At 62.6% G+C, this 17,025-nt stretch carries 15 protein-coding genes; 10 read left to right on the forward strand and 5 right to left on the reverse strand.

Annotation, left to right across the window (positions count from 1 at the left end; translation table 11 throughout):
- Positions 1-411, forward strand: a complete 411-nt coding sequence (locus tag EI983_RS08465) for a SufE family protein (protein ID WP_157706937.1) — start codon at positions 1-3, stop codon at positions 409-411.
- Between the two features lie 66 nt (positions 412-477).
- On the opposite strand, the gene EI983_RS08470 is transcribed toward EI983_RS08465, so the two are convergent.
- The gene (locus EI983_RS08470) at positions 478-1,119 is read right to left on the reverse strand and encodes a DUF1638 domain-containing protein (protein WP_157706938.1); all 642 of its coding nucleotides are present in this window, start codon (positions 1,117-1,119) and stop codon (positions 478-480) included.
- 72 nt (positions 1,120-1,191) lie between these two features.
- Positions 1,192-1,896 carry a corrinoid protein gene (locus tag EI983_RS08475; RefSeq protein ID WP_157706939.1) on the reverse strand — a complete coding sequence of 235 codons (705 nt, stop codon included), beginning with the start codon at positions 1,894-1,896 and terminating at the stop codon, positions 1,192-1,194.
- A 186-nt stretch (positions 1,897-2,082) separates the two neighbouring features.
- Between EI983_RS08475 and EI983_RS08480 the strand changes: the two genes are divergently transcribed.
- Positions 2,083-3,183 (forward strand): PA0069 family radical SAM protein, encoded by a 1,101-nt coding sequence (locus tag EI983_RS08480; protein ID WP_157706940.1) that lies wholly within the window; start codon positions 2,083-2,085, stop codon positions 3,181-3,183.
- Positions 3,184-3,286: 103 nt separating this feature from the next.
- Here the strand turns inward: EI983_RS08480 and bmt are convergent, their stop codons facing one another.
- The 3 genes from bmt to EI983_RS08495 all read right to left on the reverse strand — a co-directional run bounded on the left by bmt (position 3,287) and on the right by EI983_RS08495 (position 6,669).
- Entirely contained in the window at positions 3,287-4,297 is a 1,011-nt protein-coding gene (gene bmt, locus EI983_RS08485) for a betaine--homocysteine S-methyltransferase (RefSeq protein ID WP_157706941.1), read from the reverse strand.
- A gap of 32 nt (positions 4,298-4,329) precedes the next feature.
- Positions 4,330-6,213, reverse strand: a complete 1,884-nt coding sequence (locus EI983_RS08490; protein ID WP_157706942.1) for a phosphatidylglycerol lysyltransferase domain-containing protein — start codon at positions 6,211-6,213, stop codon at positions 4,330-4,332.
- Positions 6,214-6,351: 138 nt separating this feature from the next.
- Positions 6,352-6,669, reverse strand: a complete 318-nt coding sequence (locus EI983_RS08495; RefSeq protein WP_157706943.1) for a DUF1476 domain-containing protein — start codon at positions 6,667-6,669, stop codon at positions 6,352-6,354.
- 161 nt (positions 6,670-6,830) lie between these two features.
- On the opposite strand from EI983_RS08495, the gene purC reads away from it, so the two are divergent.
- The 8 genes from purC (at position 6,831) to EI983_RS08535 (ending at position 17,006) form a co-directional block, all read left to right on the forward strand.
- Entirely contained in the window at positions 6,831-7,592 is a 762-nt protein-coding gene (purC, locus tag EI983_RS08500; RefSeq protein ID WP_157706944.1) for a phosphoribosylaminoimidazolesuccinocarboxamide synthase, read from the forward strand.
- 16 nt (positions 7,593-7,608) lie between these two features.
- The gene (gene purS, locus EI983_RS08505; protein WP_157706945.1) at positions 7,609-7,839 is read left to right on the forward strand and encodes a phosphoribosylformylglycinamidine synthase subunit PurS; all 231 of its coding nucleotides are present in this window, start codon (positions 7,609-7,611) and stop codon (positions 7,837-7,839) included.
- Positions 7,840-7,842: 3 nt separating this feature from the next.
- Positions 7,843-8,886, forward strand: a complete 1,044-nt coding sequence (locus tag EI983_RS08510; protein ID WP_157706946.1) for a zinc-dependent alcohol dehydrogenase family protein — start codon at positions 7,843-7,845, stop codon at positions 8,884-8,886.
- 12 nt (positions 8,887-8,898) lie between these two features.
- Positions 8,899-9,567 carry a phosphoribosylformylglycinamidine synthase subunit PurQ gene (gene purQ / locus EI983_RS08515; protein WP_157706947.1) on the forward strand — a complete coding sequence of 223 codons (669 nt, stop codon included), beginning with the start codon at positions 8,899-8,901 and terminating at the stop codon, positions 9,565-9,567.
- A gap of 36 nt (positions 9,568-9,603) precedes the next feature.
- Positions 9,604-11,364, forward strand: a complete 1,761-nt coding sequence (locus EI983_RS08520) for a sensor histidine kinase (protein WP_157706948.1) — start codon at positions 9,604-9,606, stop codon at positions 11,362-11,364.
- 7 nt (positions 11,365-11,371) lie between these two features.
- Complete coding sequence (locus EI983_RS08525; protein ID WP_157706949.1) at positions 11,372-12,709, forward strand: sigma-54-dependent transcriptional regulator; 1,338 nt, start codon at positions 11,372-11,374, stop codon at positions 12,707-12,709.
- Positions 12,710-12,920: 211 nt separating this feature from the next.
- Positions 12,921-13,748, forward strand: a complete 828-nt coding sequence (locus EI983_RS08530) for a hypothetical protein (RefSeq protein ID WP_157706950.1) — start codon at positions 12,921-12,923, stop codon at positions 13,746-13,748.
- 501 nt (positions 13,749-14,249) lie between these two features.
- Complete coding sequence (locus tag EI983_RS08535) at positions 14,250-17,006, forward strand: ribonuclease E/G (RefSeq protein WP_157706951.1); 2,757 nt, start codon at positions 14,250-14,252, stop codon at positions 17,004-17,006.
- The last annotated feature ends 19 nt before the right edge of the window (positions 17,007-17,025 follow it).

The raw sequence follows: 17,025 nt of genomic DNA on the forward strand, positions 1-17,025 counted from the left end.
ATGGCCACCGACGCCTTTGAAGAGATTGTTGCCGATTTCGAGTTTCTGGACGAATGGGAAGACCGCTATCGCTATGTGATTGATCGCGGCAAGGCGATGGAGCCGCTGGAGGACGCCCTGAAAGTTCCCTCAACCAAGGTGGATGGCTGCGCAAGCCAGGTCTGGCTGCACCCCAGAATCGAGAGTGGCGTGTTTTCCTTTGACGGTGACAGCGATGCGATGATCGTGCGCGGGCTGATCGCGGTGCTGCGCGCGCTTTACAACGGGCTGCCCGTGACAGAGGTGCCCGGCGTGGATGCAGGTGGGGAACTGGCGCGGCTCGGGCTCAACGATCACTTGTCTTCGCAACGCTCGAACGGGCTTAGGGCCATGATCGAGCGGATTCGGAGCGTGGCGGCCGAGGCGGCGTGAAACCGTCATTCCGGGGCCAAGAAAATTCGTACGAATTTTCTTATGCGCGGGAGGTGAAGATTCGGTTCAGGTTTTCAGCGCGGAGAGTGACGTGGCCAGATCGCCATAGCCGGTGAAGCGATATTCATACTCGAGCCCGAGCCGTTCCGCGCAGGTGCGGGCCTTGGCTTCGAGAGCGGCATCCTCGGTCTGAGCCTGATAGACCAGTTTGGTGTAATTGCCGAAGATCATGTCGCGCAGCTCCGGATGCTTGTCGAGCCCCATCGGTTTCCAAACAAACGCGTCGAACTGCTTGACCAGAAAATCCGTGAGATAAAAGGCGGTTATCTCGTCGCCGTGGGCGGCAAAAGCGTCATTTCCTTCAAAGAAGGAATAGCAATGCGGCCCCGCGATCATCTCGACCCCGAGCCGGTCGCATTCGGCCTGAAGCAGCCCGCCGGTGCCACAATCGGCATAGACGACAAAGATCCGGTCATAGGATTTGCGGTGCTTGTCCACCGCCTCGCGTACCGCGTCCACGATCTTTTCGGGGGTCAGGTGGTACTTGGCGGGCAGACAGGTCAATGTCATGTGCTGCCAACCGTTCAGCCGGATCAGCGCCAGGATTTCGCGCGCCAGCGCGCCGCAGGCAATCAGCAGAATCCGGCCTTGCCCGGTTGTGGCTAGGCCATGTTCGGTCAGGGTCCGGTCATCGGGCAGGGCGGTCATTGTCGCACTCCTGAAAGGAAAACGGCCCGCGCGATGTGCCGGGCCGTCTCAAGCTTGCATGGCGTGCCCGGATCAGCCGGTGGCGCCCTGGTTGTGCTTGCGGCCGACGAGGTCTTTCGCCGTTTCCACAGCCACGGCCGCATCGCGGCAATACGCATCTGCGCCAATCGCCTTGCCGAATTCCTCGTTCAGCGGCGCGCCGCCGACCAGAACGATGTAATCGTCACGAATGCCCTGTTCGACCATCGTGTCGATCACGACCTTCATATAAGGCATCGTGGTGGTCAGAAGGGCCGACATACCCAGAATATCCGGACCTTCGGCTTCGAGCGCTTCGAGGTAGTTCTCGACCGGGTTGTTGATGCCCAGATCGACCACTTCGAAGCCGGCACCTTCCATCATCATCGACACAAGGTTCTTGCCGATGTCGTGAATGTCGCCCTTCACCGTACCGATCACCATCTTGCCCACGCGCGGTGCGCCGGTTTCGGCCAGCAGCGGCTTGAGGATCGACATGCCGCCCTTCATCGCGTTGGCGGCCAGCAGCACTTCGGGCACGAACAGGATGCCGTCGCGGAAGTCCTTGCCGACGATGGTCATGCCACCCACAAGCGCCTCGGTCAGGATGTTATAGGGTTCCCATCCGCGCTCCAGCAGGATATTCACACCTTCCTCGATCTCTTCCTTGAGACCGTCGTAAAGGTCGTCGAACATCTGTTGGACAAGCTCTTCGTCGTCCAGTTCCGACAGGATGATATCGTCTTCTTCGTCAGACATGTGCATTCCTTAAGCGTGTCGCGCCCGCGCGCGGTTTCCATGAGGAGCATATGGTCAAAAGGCCGCATTTGGGCTGGTTGAAATACGACATTGCCAGAGCTTGCACCGACTTATACCTGAATTTTGAACGGCATTGGGGTGAAAACTATTCAATACCCTTATGAGCTTATTGCAAATGTTCATCAAATGTTCCACTTTTGGGCTATGTCGCAGGACACATTTGACCCCGATATCAGGCGCGCCGGGCGCGCTGCGTGCAGCAATGCCGAGAGTCGTTTCGAGCGGCTTGCCATGCGCTATGAGGATGACGGATGGGCGCGCGATGAGGCCCCTGTGACGTTGAGGACGGAACTGCGACAGGAGCGGGCACGGCGGATCATCACCTATAACAGCTCGCCGGATCTGCCCTTTGACCGATCGATCAACCCCTATCGCGGATGTGAGCATGGCTGCATCTACTGCTTTGCCCGTCCGACCCACGCCTATCTGGGCCTTTCGCCGGGGCTGGATTTCGAGACGCGTCTGATTGCCCGGCCCAACGCACCCGAGCTTCTGGCGAGAGAGCTGCATGCGCCTGCGTATCGTGTGGCGCCGATCGCCATCGGCACCAATACGGACCCGTATCAGCCCATAGAATCCACGCAAAGAGTAATGCGTAACTGTTTGAAGGTGCTGCGTGATTTCAACCATCCGGTGGCGATTGTCACGAAAGGTACTCTGATCGAGCGCGACCTCGATATCCTTGCACCCATGGCGGACAGGGGGCTGGTGCGTGTCGGTGTGTCAGTGACCAGTCTCGATCCGGCGGTTTCGCGCCGGATGGAGCCGCGCGTGCCCAGCCCGGCGCGACGGCTCGAAACGATCCGGCGGCTCAGCGACGCAGGCGTGCCGGTCCGGATCATGACCTCACCGCTGATCCCGGGGCTGACCGATCACGAGCTCGAATCCCTCCTCGCCGCCGGGGCCGGGGCCGGAGCGCAGGCGGCAAGCTGGATCATGCTGCGCCTGCCGCGGGACGTGTCGCCGCTGTTTCAGGAGTGGCTGCAGGCGCATTTTCCGGACCGTGCGGCGCGTGTGATGGGCCATGTGCGCGCCATGCATGGGGGCCGGGACTATGATGCGCAGTGGGGCCGCCGGATGCGTGGCAGCGGACCCTATGCTGAGATGATCGCGGCTCGGTTCAAGGTTGCGGCGCGGCGGCACGGGCTGGATCGCAGGCAACCCGCGCTGCGGTGTGACCTGTTCACGCCGCCTGCGCGGGCAGGAGATCAGCTTGCTCTTTTCTGAGCGGGCAGGGCGGCTCAGGCAGGCGCAGTGGAAAGACATCGGGAAAGGCCCGGCATGCCCTCGATAGAGCCCGGAGAGAATGCCCGGAACCAGTCCGCCGATGTCAGCGCCGACGGCGGGAGCGGCGCTTGGGCGCCTCGCTGCCTTCCTCAGTGCCATCCACGGCAGAGGAGAACGCGCCAAGCTTCTCGGTAATCTCATCCAGACTGGGGGAGGTGCCGCGCGGGCGCTCTTCCAGGGCGGCGCGCATCTTGCTGAGATGCTCGGGCATGGTGCCGCAACAACCGCCGATGATCTTGGCCCCGGCGTCGCGCGCCAGACAAGCATAATCGGCCATCAGGTCCGGCGTGCCGTCATAGTGGATATGCCCGTCGACATATTTGGGAATACCGGCATTGCCCTTGGCGATGATGGGCCGTGCATGCCCATGTGCGACAAAGCCAAGCACGGTGCGCATCAGATCCGAGGCGCCGACGCCGCAATTTGCCCCGTAGGCCAGCGGTTTGTAGGGCAGTTTTTCGACCATGTCGGCCATATCGGCTGATGTGAGGCCCATCATCGTGCGCCCGGCGGTGTCAAAGCTCATCGTGCCGCACCAGGGCATGTCGGCCAGCCTGAACGCTTCGGCCGCCGCTTTGTACTCTTCCGGAGCCGAGATCGTTTCGAGCCAGAGCACATCGGCGCCGCCTTCCTTCAGACCTTCGGCCTGTTCATGGAAAATCTCGACCGCCAGCTCATGGGTCAGCGAGCCCATGGGCGCCATGATCTCGCCGGTGGGGCCGACCGAGCCCGCGACGACAACAGGACGATCCCGCGCATCGGCCACATCGCGGCCGATCTCAGCGGAAATACGGCTCAGTTCATGTGCCCGCTTTTGCGCGCCATGCAGCTTCAGCCGGGCGGCATTGCCGCCGAAAGAGTTGGTCAGAAACAGGTCGCTCCCGGCATCCACCGCCATCGAGTAGAGCGTCTTGATCCGGTCAGGGTGCTCATCATTCCACATTTCGGGCGCGTCGCCCGAGCTGAGCCCCATGTTGAAGAGATTGGTGCCCGTGGCACCGTCTGCCAGGATCCACTCGCGGGAACTCAGCATATCGGTAAATGCGTTGGTCATTGGCCAGCCTTTGATGACGTTGACCCGATTTTTCACGTTTGAGCCGCCGGCGCAAATGCATTTTCTTCATGATCATCATGAACCCGGTCTGAACCGTCGCGCCTGATGGCGAGGGCAAGATCGGCGAGACCCAGCGCAAGGGCCGGGCCATGCGGGGCCATGGCGTAAAGCGGTTGCAGGCGCGGGGCGAAGCAGCTTTTGAAGCGCGCAAGCCCTTCGGCATTGCCGGGCCGCGTAAGCCGCAGCGCGAGGCGGCGCAGGGGGCTGTCATCCGGGCCCGCGCGACAGGGCAGCGCCGCAAGAGAGAAGCGCCGATACCCCGCCGCGGCCGCCTGGGAAATCGCGGTCTGTATCATCAGGTGCACCGTGCCATTCGGTGCTGACGCTCTTGTGCGCATCAGATCGAGACAGACCTCCTGGGCATTGGCGTGAAGGCTGATAAATCCAACAATTTCATCCCCATGCCGGGCGATATAAATGTGGTGATCGCGCAGATACCCCGGGCAGAACCGGCCCATGGACAGCCCGCGAGCCGCACCATTTTCTGCCTGCCATTCGGCGTCGATCCGGCGCAATTCCGGGCGCTGCGGTTCGGTACATCGGGCCACGCAGATCCCGGCTTTTTCGGCCTGCCGCAGTTTGCGGCGCAACTGCCGAAAGGCAGGTCCGGAGGGGTCGAACCGCAGCGGGTCTATCACCGCCTCATCGGCGATGTGCAAAACGGACCAGCCGAGTTTCCGCCCGTGCAGCGCCATCCCGGCGCTACATTTGTAGACCAGGGGCCAGCGGTTTTCGCGTTGGGCCTGAGCGGCAAGGGCGGGCAGCATGGCGCGGCTTTTCCCGCGCAGGGGATCAAACAGCGCCGTGACGGTTTGCGGCAGCGTAAGTACGGCAAGTTCAGCCCCGCCGAAGCTCAGCGAGCGGGCCCCGTTCTGACGGCAAACCCCCAGCTCGGCGCGCGGGGCTTCATGCAAGGCCGCGTCGCTCAGCGGGCGCAAACCATCCTGCGCGCGGGGCGGGTGCCTTAGCGGCACCGCAAGAAAGCGAATGGCCAGAAGTGCCGGGAGCGCATAATAGATCAGCCGGAACGCCACGATCCCGGCCAGCAGCTCTGCCTCGGGCACTGCAGGCAGGCAGGTCAGCAGCACCAGTTCAAATGGCCCGACCCCGCCCGGCGTCCCGGTGAAGAGCGCCGCGCATAGCGACAGCAGATAGGCCATATACACCACCGGCCAGGCCAGGGCACTGCCCGTGGGCAACAGCAGATAGAGCGCCGTCGCGGCCGCCGCTGTATCCAGTGCCGAGAACAGCATCATCCACAGAGCGGCACGCAGCGGCGGGGCCGCTATCCGATGCTTCAGGAGTGTTGTTTCAGGATAAAGAATGCCCAGTATAATACAGATAAATATGATAAAAATAACAACGGCTGCAAGTGGCGTCGGCGCCAAAGGCGACGGCGCGACAAAGGCCATGATCGCCACCAGCGCCAGCAGGCAAATCAGGAAGCTGACCGCGACGCCAAACGCGATCTTGGTGGCCTGTGCGGGGCTCAGCCCGGGCAGGATACGCCAGCGCACCAACGCCCCGGTCAGCACCCCCATGCCCAGAACCTGAGCGATGGCAATGGAAGAGGCCCCGCTGAGCACAGCGTCACCATCGCGCGTGCCGGTGCCGATCATGCGATGAAAGATCACGTCGTAGCGTCCCAGCGCCCAAAAGCTGAGCGCGGTCGCCGCAAGCGCTCCAATCCACTGCGGCAGGGGCAGGGTGGCCTGTGCCGGACCGATGCCTGCCAGGCTGCTCCGCTCCATCTGCCGGGACAGGAGCCAGAGACAGCCCGCGCCGATCAGCAGCGGCACCAACAGACGGGCAAGCGGCCTGGCCCGCGCCAGACCAATCACAACCAGATTGCGCAAGTGAATCCCCTTCGCCTGACCCCGTGGGCAAGCCTATGGGGAATGGATTAGCGAAGGCTTAAGAGGCACCGGTTCCAAAAGAAAAACGCGGCATATCGTGCCGCGTTTTCCCAAGATCCTGCCAGTCAGGGTGTGCGGTCAGTCCGCCTCGTTCATCACCTGTTCCTTGGCGATGGCGCTCAACTCGGTCATTTTGTTGCGGACCGTATCGGCATCGGCCAGATCGCCCAGATCGCCCGCCACCTTGCGCACGACATCCTCGTGGCCGGCTTCCTCGAAATCGGCAATGATGACTTCCTTGGCATAGGCGTTTGCGGCCTCGCCGGTCTTGCCCATCAGCTCAGCGGCCCAGAGACCCAGGAGCTTGTTGGTGCGCGCAGCCGCTTTGAACTGCATTTCCTCGTCATGGGCGTATTTGTTTTCAAAGGCGCTTTCGCGATCGTCAAAGGTGCTCATCGGCGTATCCCCTGGGCCTGCGTTTCGGTTCCAGTCAGATATGCAATCCCGCGCGCGGCTGCGCAAGGGGCTTCGCGCCATCTTGCGGCAATCGGCCCCTTGCACTATGAGGGCGGCAACGGCGCGCGGGATGGCCCCGGCGCTTTGACCGGAGTGCACCCGTGACACGACGCAAGAAGATTTACGAAGGCAAGGCCAAGACCCTCTATGAAGGCCCCGAGCCGGGCACGATCATCCAGTATTTCAAGGATGACGCCACCGCCTTCAACGCCGAAAAAAAGGCGGTGATCGAAGGCAAAGGCGTGCTGAACAACATGCTCAGCGAATATTTCATGACCGGGCTGAACAATATCGGGGTGCCGACGCATTTCCTGAAACGGCTGAATATGCGCGAGCAACTGGTTCGCTCGGTCGAGATCGTGCCGCTGGAAGTGATCGTGCGCAACTTTGCCGCAGGCACGATGGCCAAGCGTCTCGGGCTGGAAGAGGGCACGCAACTGCCACGTCCGATCGTTGAATATTGCCTCAAAGATGACAAGCTGGGCGATCCGCTGGTCACCGAAGAGCATATCGCCGCCTTCGGCTGGGCCAGCCAGCAGGACATGGACGATATCCTGAGCCTGGCACTCCGGGTCAATGATTTCCTGTCGGGGATCATGTTCGGCGTGGGCATCCGCCTCATCGACTTCAAGATCGAGATCGGCCGCATCTATGAGGGCGATTTCATGCGCCTGATCGTGGCGGACGAAATCAGCCCCGACAGCTGCCGGCTGTGGGATATCGAGACCGGTCAGAAGCTTGACAAGGATGTGTTCCGCCGCGATCTGGGCAGCCTGACGGATGCCTACACCGAAGTTGCCAAGCGCCTTGGCGTGCTGCCCAAGGGGGCAACGCCCATGACCCGCCCGACACTGATCAACTAAGCCCGGAGAGAGCCCTATGAAAGCCCGCGTTCATGTCATGCTGAAAAACGGAGTGCTCGACCCGCAGGGCGAGGCGGTGCGCCATGCGTTGGGCCAGCTTGGCTTTGACGGGGTCGAGAGCGTGCGCCAGGGCAAGGTGATCGAGCTGGATCTGGCCGATGGCACCTCTGAGGACACCGTGCGCGAGATGTGCGAGAAGCTGCTGGCGAATACGGTGATCGAAAGCTACTCGGTGGAGATGGGCTAAGCCATGCGCGCGGCACAGCTCACCGGCTGGCGCGCGCCCCTGAACATCACAACCTTGCCTGACCCAAGCCCGCCCGAAGGTGGGGTTGTCTTGCGCGTGCTGGCCTGTGGCATCTGCCGGTCCGACTGGCATGCCTGGACAGGCGCGGACCCGGATGTGCAACTGCCGATGATCCCGGGTCATGAATATTGCGGCGAGGTGGTGGCCGTGGGCCAGGGCGTGACCCGCTGGCAGGTCGGCGATCGGGTGATTGCCCCCTTTATCCTTGCCTGCGGCGGCTGTCCGGATTGCGCCGCAGGGCATCAGACGATTTGCACCGACCAGGTTGTGCCGGGCTTCACCTGTGACGGTGCCTTTGCCGAACTGATCGCCGTGGCGCATGCGGATGCGAATTTAACACGCCTTCCCAATGGTTTGCTGCCCGAAGTTGCAGCAGCGCTTGGCTGTCGCGTGACAACCGCCTGGCAGGCGCTGGTGGGTCGTGCGCAGGTGCAGCCGGGCGAGTGGCTGGCCGTGTTTGGCGGGGGTGGGGTTGGGATATCGACGCTGCTTCTGGGCCGGGCGCTTGGTGCGCGGGTCGTGGTGGTCGACGTGGTGCAGGACAAGCTTGACTATGCCACCTCTCTTGGGGCCGATGCCGTGGTGAATGCCGCCCGGACCGGGGCCACGGACGCCGTGCGCGAGATCACCCAAGGCGGCGCGCATGTCGCCATCGAGGCGCTGGGGATCGAGACCACCACCGTGGCGGCCATGCGCAGCCTGCGCAAACTGGGCCGGATGGTGCAGATCGGCATGCCCGCGGGCGAGCATGTGACGATGAACCTGCCTATGGATGCGCTCTATTCCGGGCAGCTCAGTATTCACGGAACGCGCGGCATGCCAAGCTGGCGCTACCCCGATCTGCTCAATCTTATCGCCGGGGGCCATGTGGACCTTGCGCCGCTGGTGACCCGCAGGGTATCTCTCACCCAGGCCAGTGACGAGCTGGCCGCGTTCGATCATCCCGCGCCGCCGGGCGTGGCCGTTATCACCGATTTTGCAACCTAAGGATCTGATCCCATGCATGCTGCCGTCATCACCTTTCCCGGATCGAATTGTGACCGTGATCTCGCCGTCGCGCTGGAGCGTGCAGGGGCGAAGGTATCGATGGTCTGGCACAAGGATCAGGACCTGCCGCAGGGGGTGGACCTGATCGGCATTCCAGGCGGCTTCTCCTTTGGCGATTACCTGCGCTGCGGGGCGATTGCGGCCAACTCGCCGATCTGCCGCTCGGTCAAGGCACATGCAGAGAAGGGTGGTTATGTGTTCGGCGTCTGCAACGGGTTTCAGGTGCTCACCGAAACGGGGCTTCTGCCCGGGGTGCTTCTGCGCAATGCGGGTCTGAAATATATCTGCAAGAACATTGGCTTGCGGGTTGAAACCACCGACAGCATCTTTACCTCCGGCTACAAGAAAGGCCAGGAGATCACCGTGCCGATCGCCCATCATGACGGCAATTACCATGTCGATGCCGAAACGCTGGCGCGGCTTCAGGGCGACGACCGGATCGCCTTTACCTATACGGACAACCCGAACGGCTCGATGCAAGACATCGCAGGGGTTCTGTCGTCCAACCGGCGGGTGTTGGGGATGATGCCGCACCCCGAGCGTCGCGCCGAAGCCGCCCATGGCGGCACCGACGGTGCGGCGATGTTCGCCAGCATGGTGGGGGCTCTGGTGCAGGCCTGACTTGAGCCGCACGCCCCTTAGGCGTAGCTTGTTGCCATGAGCGACGCGCCGATCTCTCAACCGGTCAAACGGATGCGCACGACGGGCTGGCGATCCCGCGCGGCGCTGCTTTTGCTGGTTGTGCTGGCGATTGCGGTCGTGTCGGTGACCAACCGCCTGCTGACCGACCGTTTCACCGAGAACACCCGCAACCGGGCCGAGCTTCGGCTGGCGCTCTATAGCGGGAACCTGCTGTCGGAATTGCGCCAGAACGCGATTGTGCCGCAGCTTCTGGCGCGTGACCCGGCGCTGATCTCGGCGCTGAACTCCGGCGATTATGCGCAATCCACGGCGCGGCTCATCTCTTTTCTGGACGAGATCGGGGCAAAGGCGCTGACGCTTCTGGACAATGACGGGCGTGCCGTGGCGTCGACCGAGCGCAATCTGCTGGGCCTGAATCACCGGCAATCTCCCTATTATGTCGATGCAACCCGTTCGGTTGACACGATTTTCAGCGTCCTGCCCGATGAGACAACCAATTACCGGTTCTTCTACTCACGGCGAATCGAAAGTCAGAACCAGCTTGTCGGCGTGATCGTCGTCGAGATCGATCTGAAGAAATATGAACGCGCCTGGGCCGGCATTTCCGACGCCGTGCTGGTGACCGACAGCGAAGGCACGATCATTCTGGCCACCGAGCCGCGGTGGCGCGGCCTGAAGGAAGCCGAGGCGCTGGCGCGTGAACCCGTGACCTCGGCCATTCGCCGCGCGATCCAGGCCACCGCCGACTGGACGATGGTGCCAGCAGATGCCTATCTCGAAGGCGAGGCGGTGATGCGGGTGGAGGGGCGCGTGGCCTTCCGGGGCTGGCGGATCGCGTCCTTCACCACCTATGCCAGCGTGCGCGAGAAAGTGAACGGTGTCCTGGCGCTCGAAATCATGGTCTTCGCGATTCTGCTGGCACTGGCATTCTATTTTCTGAGTCGCAAAACGGCGTTTCGCATGGCCGTCTTTCAGCGGGAATCGGCAGAGCTTCGCGCATTGAACGCGCGCCTCCAGCGGGAAATCGCCGAGCGCCGCCGCGTGCAGGAAAACCTCGCCGTGGCCGAACAGACGCTGGCGCAAAGCTCCAAACTGGCCGCTCTGGGCGAGATGTCGGCGGCGGTCAGTCATGAACTGAACCAGCCGCTTGCCGCGATGAAAACCTACCTCGCGGGCGCCCGGCTTCTGCTGCAGCGCAACCGCCCCGAAGAGGCGGTGGGATCGTTCCAGCGGATCGACGATCTGATCGAGCGGATGGGGGCGATCACCAAGCAGCTCAAATCTTACGCGCGCCAGAGCGGACAGACGCTTACGCCTGTAAATATGGGCGATGCGCTGTCTTCGGCGCTTGCGATGATGGAGCCGCAGCTGCGCCAGCGGAAGGTTCAGATCAGCCGGGCGATCCCCAATCATCCGGTGTTGGTGATGGGGGACCGGGTGCGGATCGAACAGGTGATGATCAACCTGCTGCGCAATGCGCTCGACGCGACCCGGACAGTGCCCGATGCCAGGATCGAGATCCTGCTCGCAGCGGGCGAGACGGCGGTGCTGACCGTGCGCGACAATGGTCATGGGATCGAGGATCTGGAGAACCTCTTTGAGCCCTTCTACACCACCAAACAGCCCGGCGACGGGGTTGGGCTGGGTCTTGCGATCTCCTCGGGGATCGTCAACGACTTGGGCGGACGCCTGACGGCACGAAATGCCACGGGCGGGGGGGCTGTATTTGAAATGCAGCTTCCTATCTTACCGGAAGAAACCAGAGCTGCGGAGTGAACGAGCCATGCCAGCCGCCATGAAGATTGCCATCGTCGACGATGAAAAGGATATGCGCCAGTCGATCAGCCAGTGGCTGGCGCTGTCGGGCTATGACACCGAGGCGTTTCCAAGCGCCGAGGAGGCGCTGAAGGGGATCGGTCCGGATTATCCCGGCATTGTGGTGACCGACATCAAGATGCCCGGCATGGACGGAATGCAGTTCCTGAAAAAGCTGATGGGCAATGACAGTTCTCTGCCCGTGATCATGATCACCGGCCACGGCGATGTGCCCATGGCGGTCGAAGCGATGCGGATCGGGGCCTATGATTTCCTCGAAAAGCCGTTCAACCCGGACCGGATGAACGAATTGGCCAAGAAGGCCACGACGGCGCGCCGGATGACCCTCGACAGCCGGGCGCTGCGCCGCGAGCTCTCCGAAGGCGGGCAGCTGATGAAAAAGCTCATCGGCTCCAGCCCGGTGATGGAGCGGCTCAAGGAGGATATCCTCGATCTGGGTCAGGCCGACGGGCATGTGCTGATCGAAGGCGAGACCGGCACCGGCAAGACGTTGGTGGCTCATGCACTGCACGCGGTCGGCGCGCGCGCGGGCAAGAAATTCGTACTGGTAAGCTGCTCCGGCTTTGAAGAGGACGCGCTGATCAAGCGGCTCTTTGGCCCGATGCAGGTCGATGACAGCCAGCTTCCCGCGGTCGAAGAGGCCCGCGGCGGCACGCTGGTGCTGGAGGATATCGAGGCGCTGAGCGATGCGGCCCAGGCAAAGCTCTTGAAATTCATCAACGAAGAGGGCACGCCGCCCGAGACCCGCATCGTGGCGATCTGCAATATGCAGGAACAGGACCGGACCTGTGAGGACGCCCTGCGCGCCGATCTCTTCTATCGGCTGGCAAGCCTGCGCATCACCGTGCCACCGCTGCGCCAGCGCGGCGAGGATATCCTGACGCTGTTCACCCGTTTTGGCGAGGAATTTGCCGATGATTATGGCTGTGAGCCGCCCCAGGTGACGGCACAGGAAGCCGCCCAGCTTCTCCAGGCCCCGTGGCCCGGCAATGTGCGCCAGCTCTACAATGTGGCCGAACGCGCCGTGCTGCAGGAGCGCCGGGGCAGTGGCACCATCGCCTCGCTGCTGATGTCGGATCATCAGGACATGCAGCCGGTAATGACCACCGAAGGCAAGCCGCTGAAGGAATATGTCGAAGCCTTCGAGCGCATGCTGATCGACAACACCATGCGCCGCCACAAGGGCTCTATCGCTGCCGTGATGGAAGAGCTGTGCCTGCCGCGCCGGACGCTGAACGAGAAAATGGCGAAATACGGGCTTCAGCGCTCGGACTATCTTGGTTGACGCGCGGGACTGGCAAGCGCGTGTCGCTTGTCACAGTAATTGTCCCTCTCGGTCGTCGCTTGTCTGGTGCTGGCCAACAACGTTCCTGTGTTTGCCCTTCGGCCGCCGCGGATGGCTGGGATTTGCTGCGCGCGACAGGTCAGCATGATCCCAAAGCCCGCCGCCATACGCTTTGGCTTTCAGGGGCTCGGATGATCTTTGGACATCTGACATGAACGGATCAGGTTACGCCATTGCCTATCTGATCCTGTACGGAGGCTTTGCGCTTTTCGTTTTGGCGATGTTGCTGCTCGCCTGGGTGTTGATCCGAAAGGGCTACAAGATTTTGGGCTGTTTGGTGCTGGTCGGCCTGGTGGCCGCGGGCGTCATACCGGCGGCAAAAAGTCAGTGGCACGCCGCGCGGATCGGTGCGGCGGTACAGGCGGCTTCCTTTGTGCCGGAAACGCTCGATTTCGCGGGAAAACGGGTGATCTTTGTGGAGACCGAATCGACAATCTGCGGCAGGGATATTTGCGATTACGCGTTGCGCCACGGCGGTCTGGCCGAGGTGTATTGGGCGGCGGCCGATAATCTCAGAGCAGGGCATCCCGAGCTGTCCTGGCCGTTTCAGGCCATTGCAGCCGGAAGAGAGGTGCATCGCGTGGCGCTGACAGATCCCGAGATCAGCGATAGCGGGTTGGCCCTGCCTGATCCGGTCTCGCAGAGCACCGAGATCCCACAAGTCGATTACACGGTGCTGACCGATGACAGTTTTTTAACCCTCGACTATGCCGAGGCCTTTGGCCTGCCCGAAGATCTGGCCCGCCACATCCGGTTTTCCTACATGGTTTTCGAGGGCTGGCCCGAGCCGGGTCAGACACCCATCCTGCGCTTGCTGACCGCGCAGTATTCGGTGGAGCCCTATTTTATTTGGCCGGTCTCAAGCCGTCACACCTATGATCCGCCCTTGTTCGTCCATCGCGACCGGCTGCGCAGCTGGTTCTGCGCGGCACCGATGAAAAGCGCATACTTCCCTGCCGAACAGTGCCAGGATAACTGACAGGACGAGGCAGGATGTCGGGCCGCCCGCGCATCGGATGCGCCACGTCTGGACGGAAAAAATTCAGCGCCGGTCGCTGCCCTCCTGCACTTTCGGATTGTAAAACCGGCCCATCCCATCTTATGTAGGGGTACGGGCGGTTGCCATGACGCTATGCGCAAAATCCCGGTGAGTTTTTCTGTTTATGGTGATCGGTGGCCTGGTGTCACTTTGACCACCCCACGAACAGACCGAAAAATGTGATCCTAGATAACAGGGTCAGATGAACAGCCCACGGGCGTGAACGGATATCGCGAGCGCTTGGGGCCTAGAACGGGCTGCACATAACGATGTGCCGTCGGAGACCAACGCGATGCAAGGCGCGACATTGACAAAGGTGAGAGCAGGGGGCCAGCCGGTCGCCCGCACCGCCGTCGCTCCCCTCGCCACTATTGGACATGATGATCTGACAGCCGCGCCCCCGGGGGCGATGGGTCTGTTGGCATCGTGCAACAGGAAACAATGGCTAAGAAAATGCTTATCGATGCCACCCACGCGGAGGAAACCCGCGTCGTGGTGGTTGACGGAAACAAGGTTGAGGAATTTGACTTTGAATCCGAAAACAAACGGCAACTCGCCGGAAATATCTACCTCGCCAAGGTAACGCGGGTCGAGCCGTCGCTTCAGGCGGCCTTTGTCGATTACGGCGGGAACCGGCACGGTTTCCTCGCCTTTTCAGAGATCCACCCCGATTACTACCAGATCCCGCTCGCCGACCGCGAAGCGCTCATGGAAGAAGAGCGCGCATATGCCGAGGCCATGAAGCGCCGCGACGAGGAAGAAGAGGAAAAACCCAAGCGCACGCGCCGGTCGCGCTCTCGCTCCAAGTCGAAGGCCGAAAAGACCCAGGCCGAGGATGCGGTTGTCTCGACCGAAGTGTCCGACGATCAGATTTCCGGGATGGAGACGATCGATCTGGGTGACGAGGCCGATACCGACACCGCTGAGACCGCGCAGAGCGACGAGGGCCTGTCGCCGATGGAGACCGTGGCCGAAACCCCGGTTGAGGAGCCTTCGGACGACACAGAGGACACCGCCGAGGCGGACACGCAAGAGGCCGACGAGGTCGACGCGGACGTGACCCCTGATGCGGACGTGGTCGATGTGGCCGACGCCGAAGATGCGGAAGCTGCGGATGAAGACGATGACAAACCGCGTCGCGCCGATGCCACGGCCAAGGATGAGAATATCGAATCCGTGGCCGATGACGACGACCACGAGGACATCCGCCCGCCGCGCAAACCACGCCCGCGCCGCTACAAGATCCAGGAAGTCATCAAGGTTCGCCAGATCCTGCTGATTCAGGTCGTCAAGGAAGAGCGCGGCAATAAGGGCGCGGCGCTGACCACCTATCTCAGCCTTGCGGGCCGTTATTGCGTGCTCATGCCCAACACCGCGCGTGGTGGCGGCATCAGCCGCAAGATCACCAACGCGCCGGACCGCAAGAAGCTCAAGGAAATCGCGAACGAGATCGACGTGCCGAAGGGCGCGGGCCTGATCATCCGCACCGCGGGGGCCAAGCGCACCAAATCCGAGATCAAGCGCGACTACGAATATCTTCAGCGCCTGTGGGAGCAGATCCGCGAGCTGACGCTGAAATCCATCGCACCCGCGAAGATCTATGAGGAAGGCGACCTGATCAAACGCTCGATCCGCGACCTTTACAATCGCGAGATTGACGAGGTTCTGGTGGAAGGCGAGCGCGGCTATCGCATCGCCAAGGACTTCATGAAAATGATCATGCCGTCCCACGCCAAGAACGTGAAACACTATGCCGAGGCCATGCCGCTTTTCGCGCGCTATCAGGTCGAATCGTACCTGTCGGCCATGTTCAACCCCACGGTGCAGCTCAAATCGGGCGGCTATATCGTCATCGGTGTGACCGAGGCGCTGGTGGCGATCGACGTGAACTCTGGCCGGGCCACCAAGGAAGGCTCGATCGAGGAGACCGCGCTCAAGACCAACCTGGAAGCCGCCGACGAGGTGGCGCGTCAGCTGCGCCTGCGCGACCTTGCCGGCCTGATCGTGATCGACTTCATCGACATGGACGAGCGCAAGAACAACGCCGCCGTCGAAAAGCGCATGAAGGACCGGCTCAAAACCGACCGCGCCCGCATCCAGGTGGGCCGCATCTCGGGCTTCGGCCTGATGGAGATGTCCCGTCAGCGTCTGCGTCCGGGCATGATCGAGGCCACGACACAGCCGTGCCCGGCCTGCCACGGCACCGGCCTGATCCGTTCGGATGACAACCTGGCGCTCTCCATCCTGCGCCAGATCGAGGAAGAGGGCGTGCGCCGCCGGTCCCGCGAGGTGCTGGTGAAATGCCCTGTGGGTATCGCCAATTACCTGATGAACCAGAAGCGCGAACATGTGGCGCAGATTGAGGCGCGCTATGGTCTGAGCGTACGGATCGAAGGCGATCCGATGCTGGTCAGCCCCGATTTCAGCCTTGAGAAGTTCAAGACCGCCACGCGGGTCGTGCCCGAGGCGGTCGCCCCGGTCGTGTCGGTGGACAGCTCGATCATGGATGAGGTGGACGAGGACGAGGCGCAGGCCACCGATGCCGTTACCCCGGAGGGAGAGGGCGAGGAGACCAAGCCCAAGAAGCGCCGCCGCCGCCGCCGCCGCAAGCCCAAGTCGCAGAGGGACGGGGCAGACGCCCAGGAGCAGGACGCCGAGACATCTGGCGACAGCGAGGAGCAGCAGCCCGAGGCCGCAGAGGCAAGTGAGCCTGACGCGGCACCTGCCGAGGCTGATGCGGAAGACGCGCCCAAGCCCAAGCGCAGCCGCTCGCGCCGCAAACCCGCCAAGAAGGACGCGGAGGGGGCTGAGGCACCGTCCGAGGCCCCATCCGAGGCATCTGTCGAGGCCGAAGCCGATGCAGCGCCTGTTGCGGAGGACACGCCTGCAGAGGACACGCCTGCAGAAGATGAGGCCGCGGAGAAGCCAAAGAAAAAGCCGACCCGGACACGGCGCAAGAAAGCCGAGCCCGCCGCAGAGCCTCAAGAGGCCCCAGCAGAGCCTGAGGCGGCCGGAGAGCCCGCGCCGGAGCCCGAGCCTGCTGTTGCCGCCGAAACCGCAGCCGAGCCTGTGGCCGAGCCGGAGCCGGTCGCTGAGGAGGCGTCTGTCACCGAGGCCGCCGTCGCGAACGCCGAAGGCGAGGGCCAGGATAACGCGGACAAGCCCAAGCGCCGGGGCTGGTGGGCCATCGGCCGGTAATCAAAGATCAGCGTGGGGT

It is taken from the genome of Roseovarius faecimaris, from assembly GCF_009762325.1.
Classification (GTDB): domain Bacteria; phylum Pseudomonadota; class Alphaproteobacteria; order Rhodobacterales; family Rhodobacteraceae; genus Roseovarius; species Roseovarius faecimaris.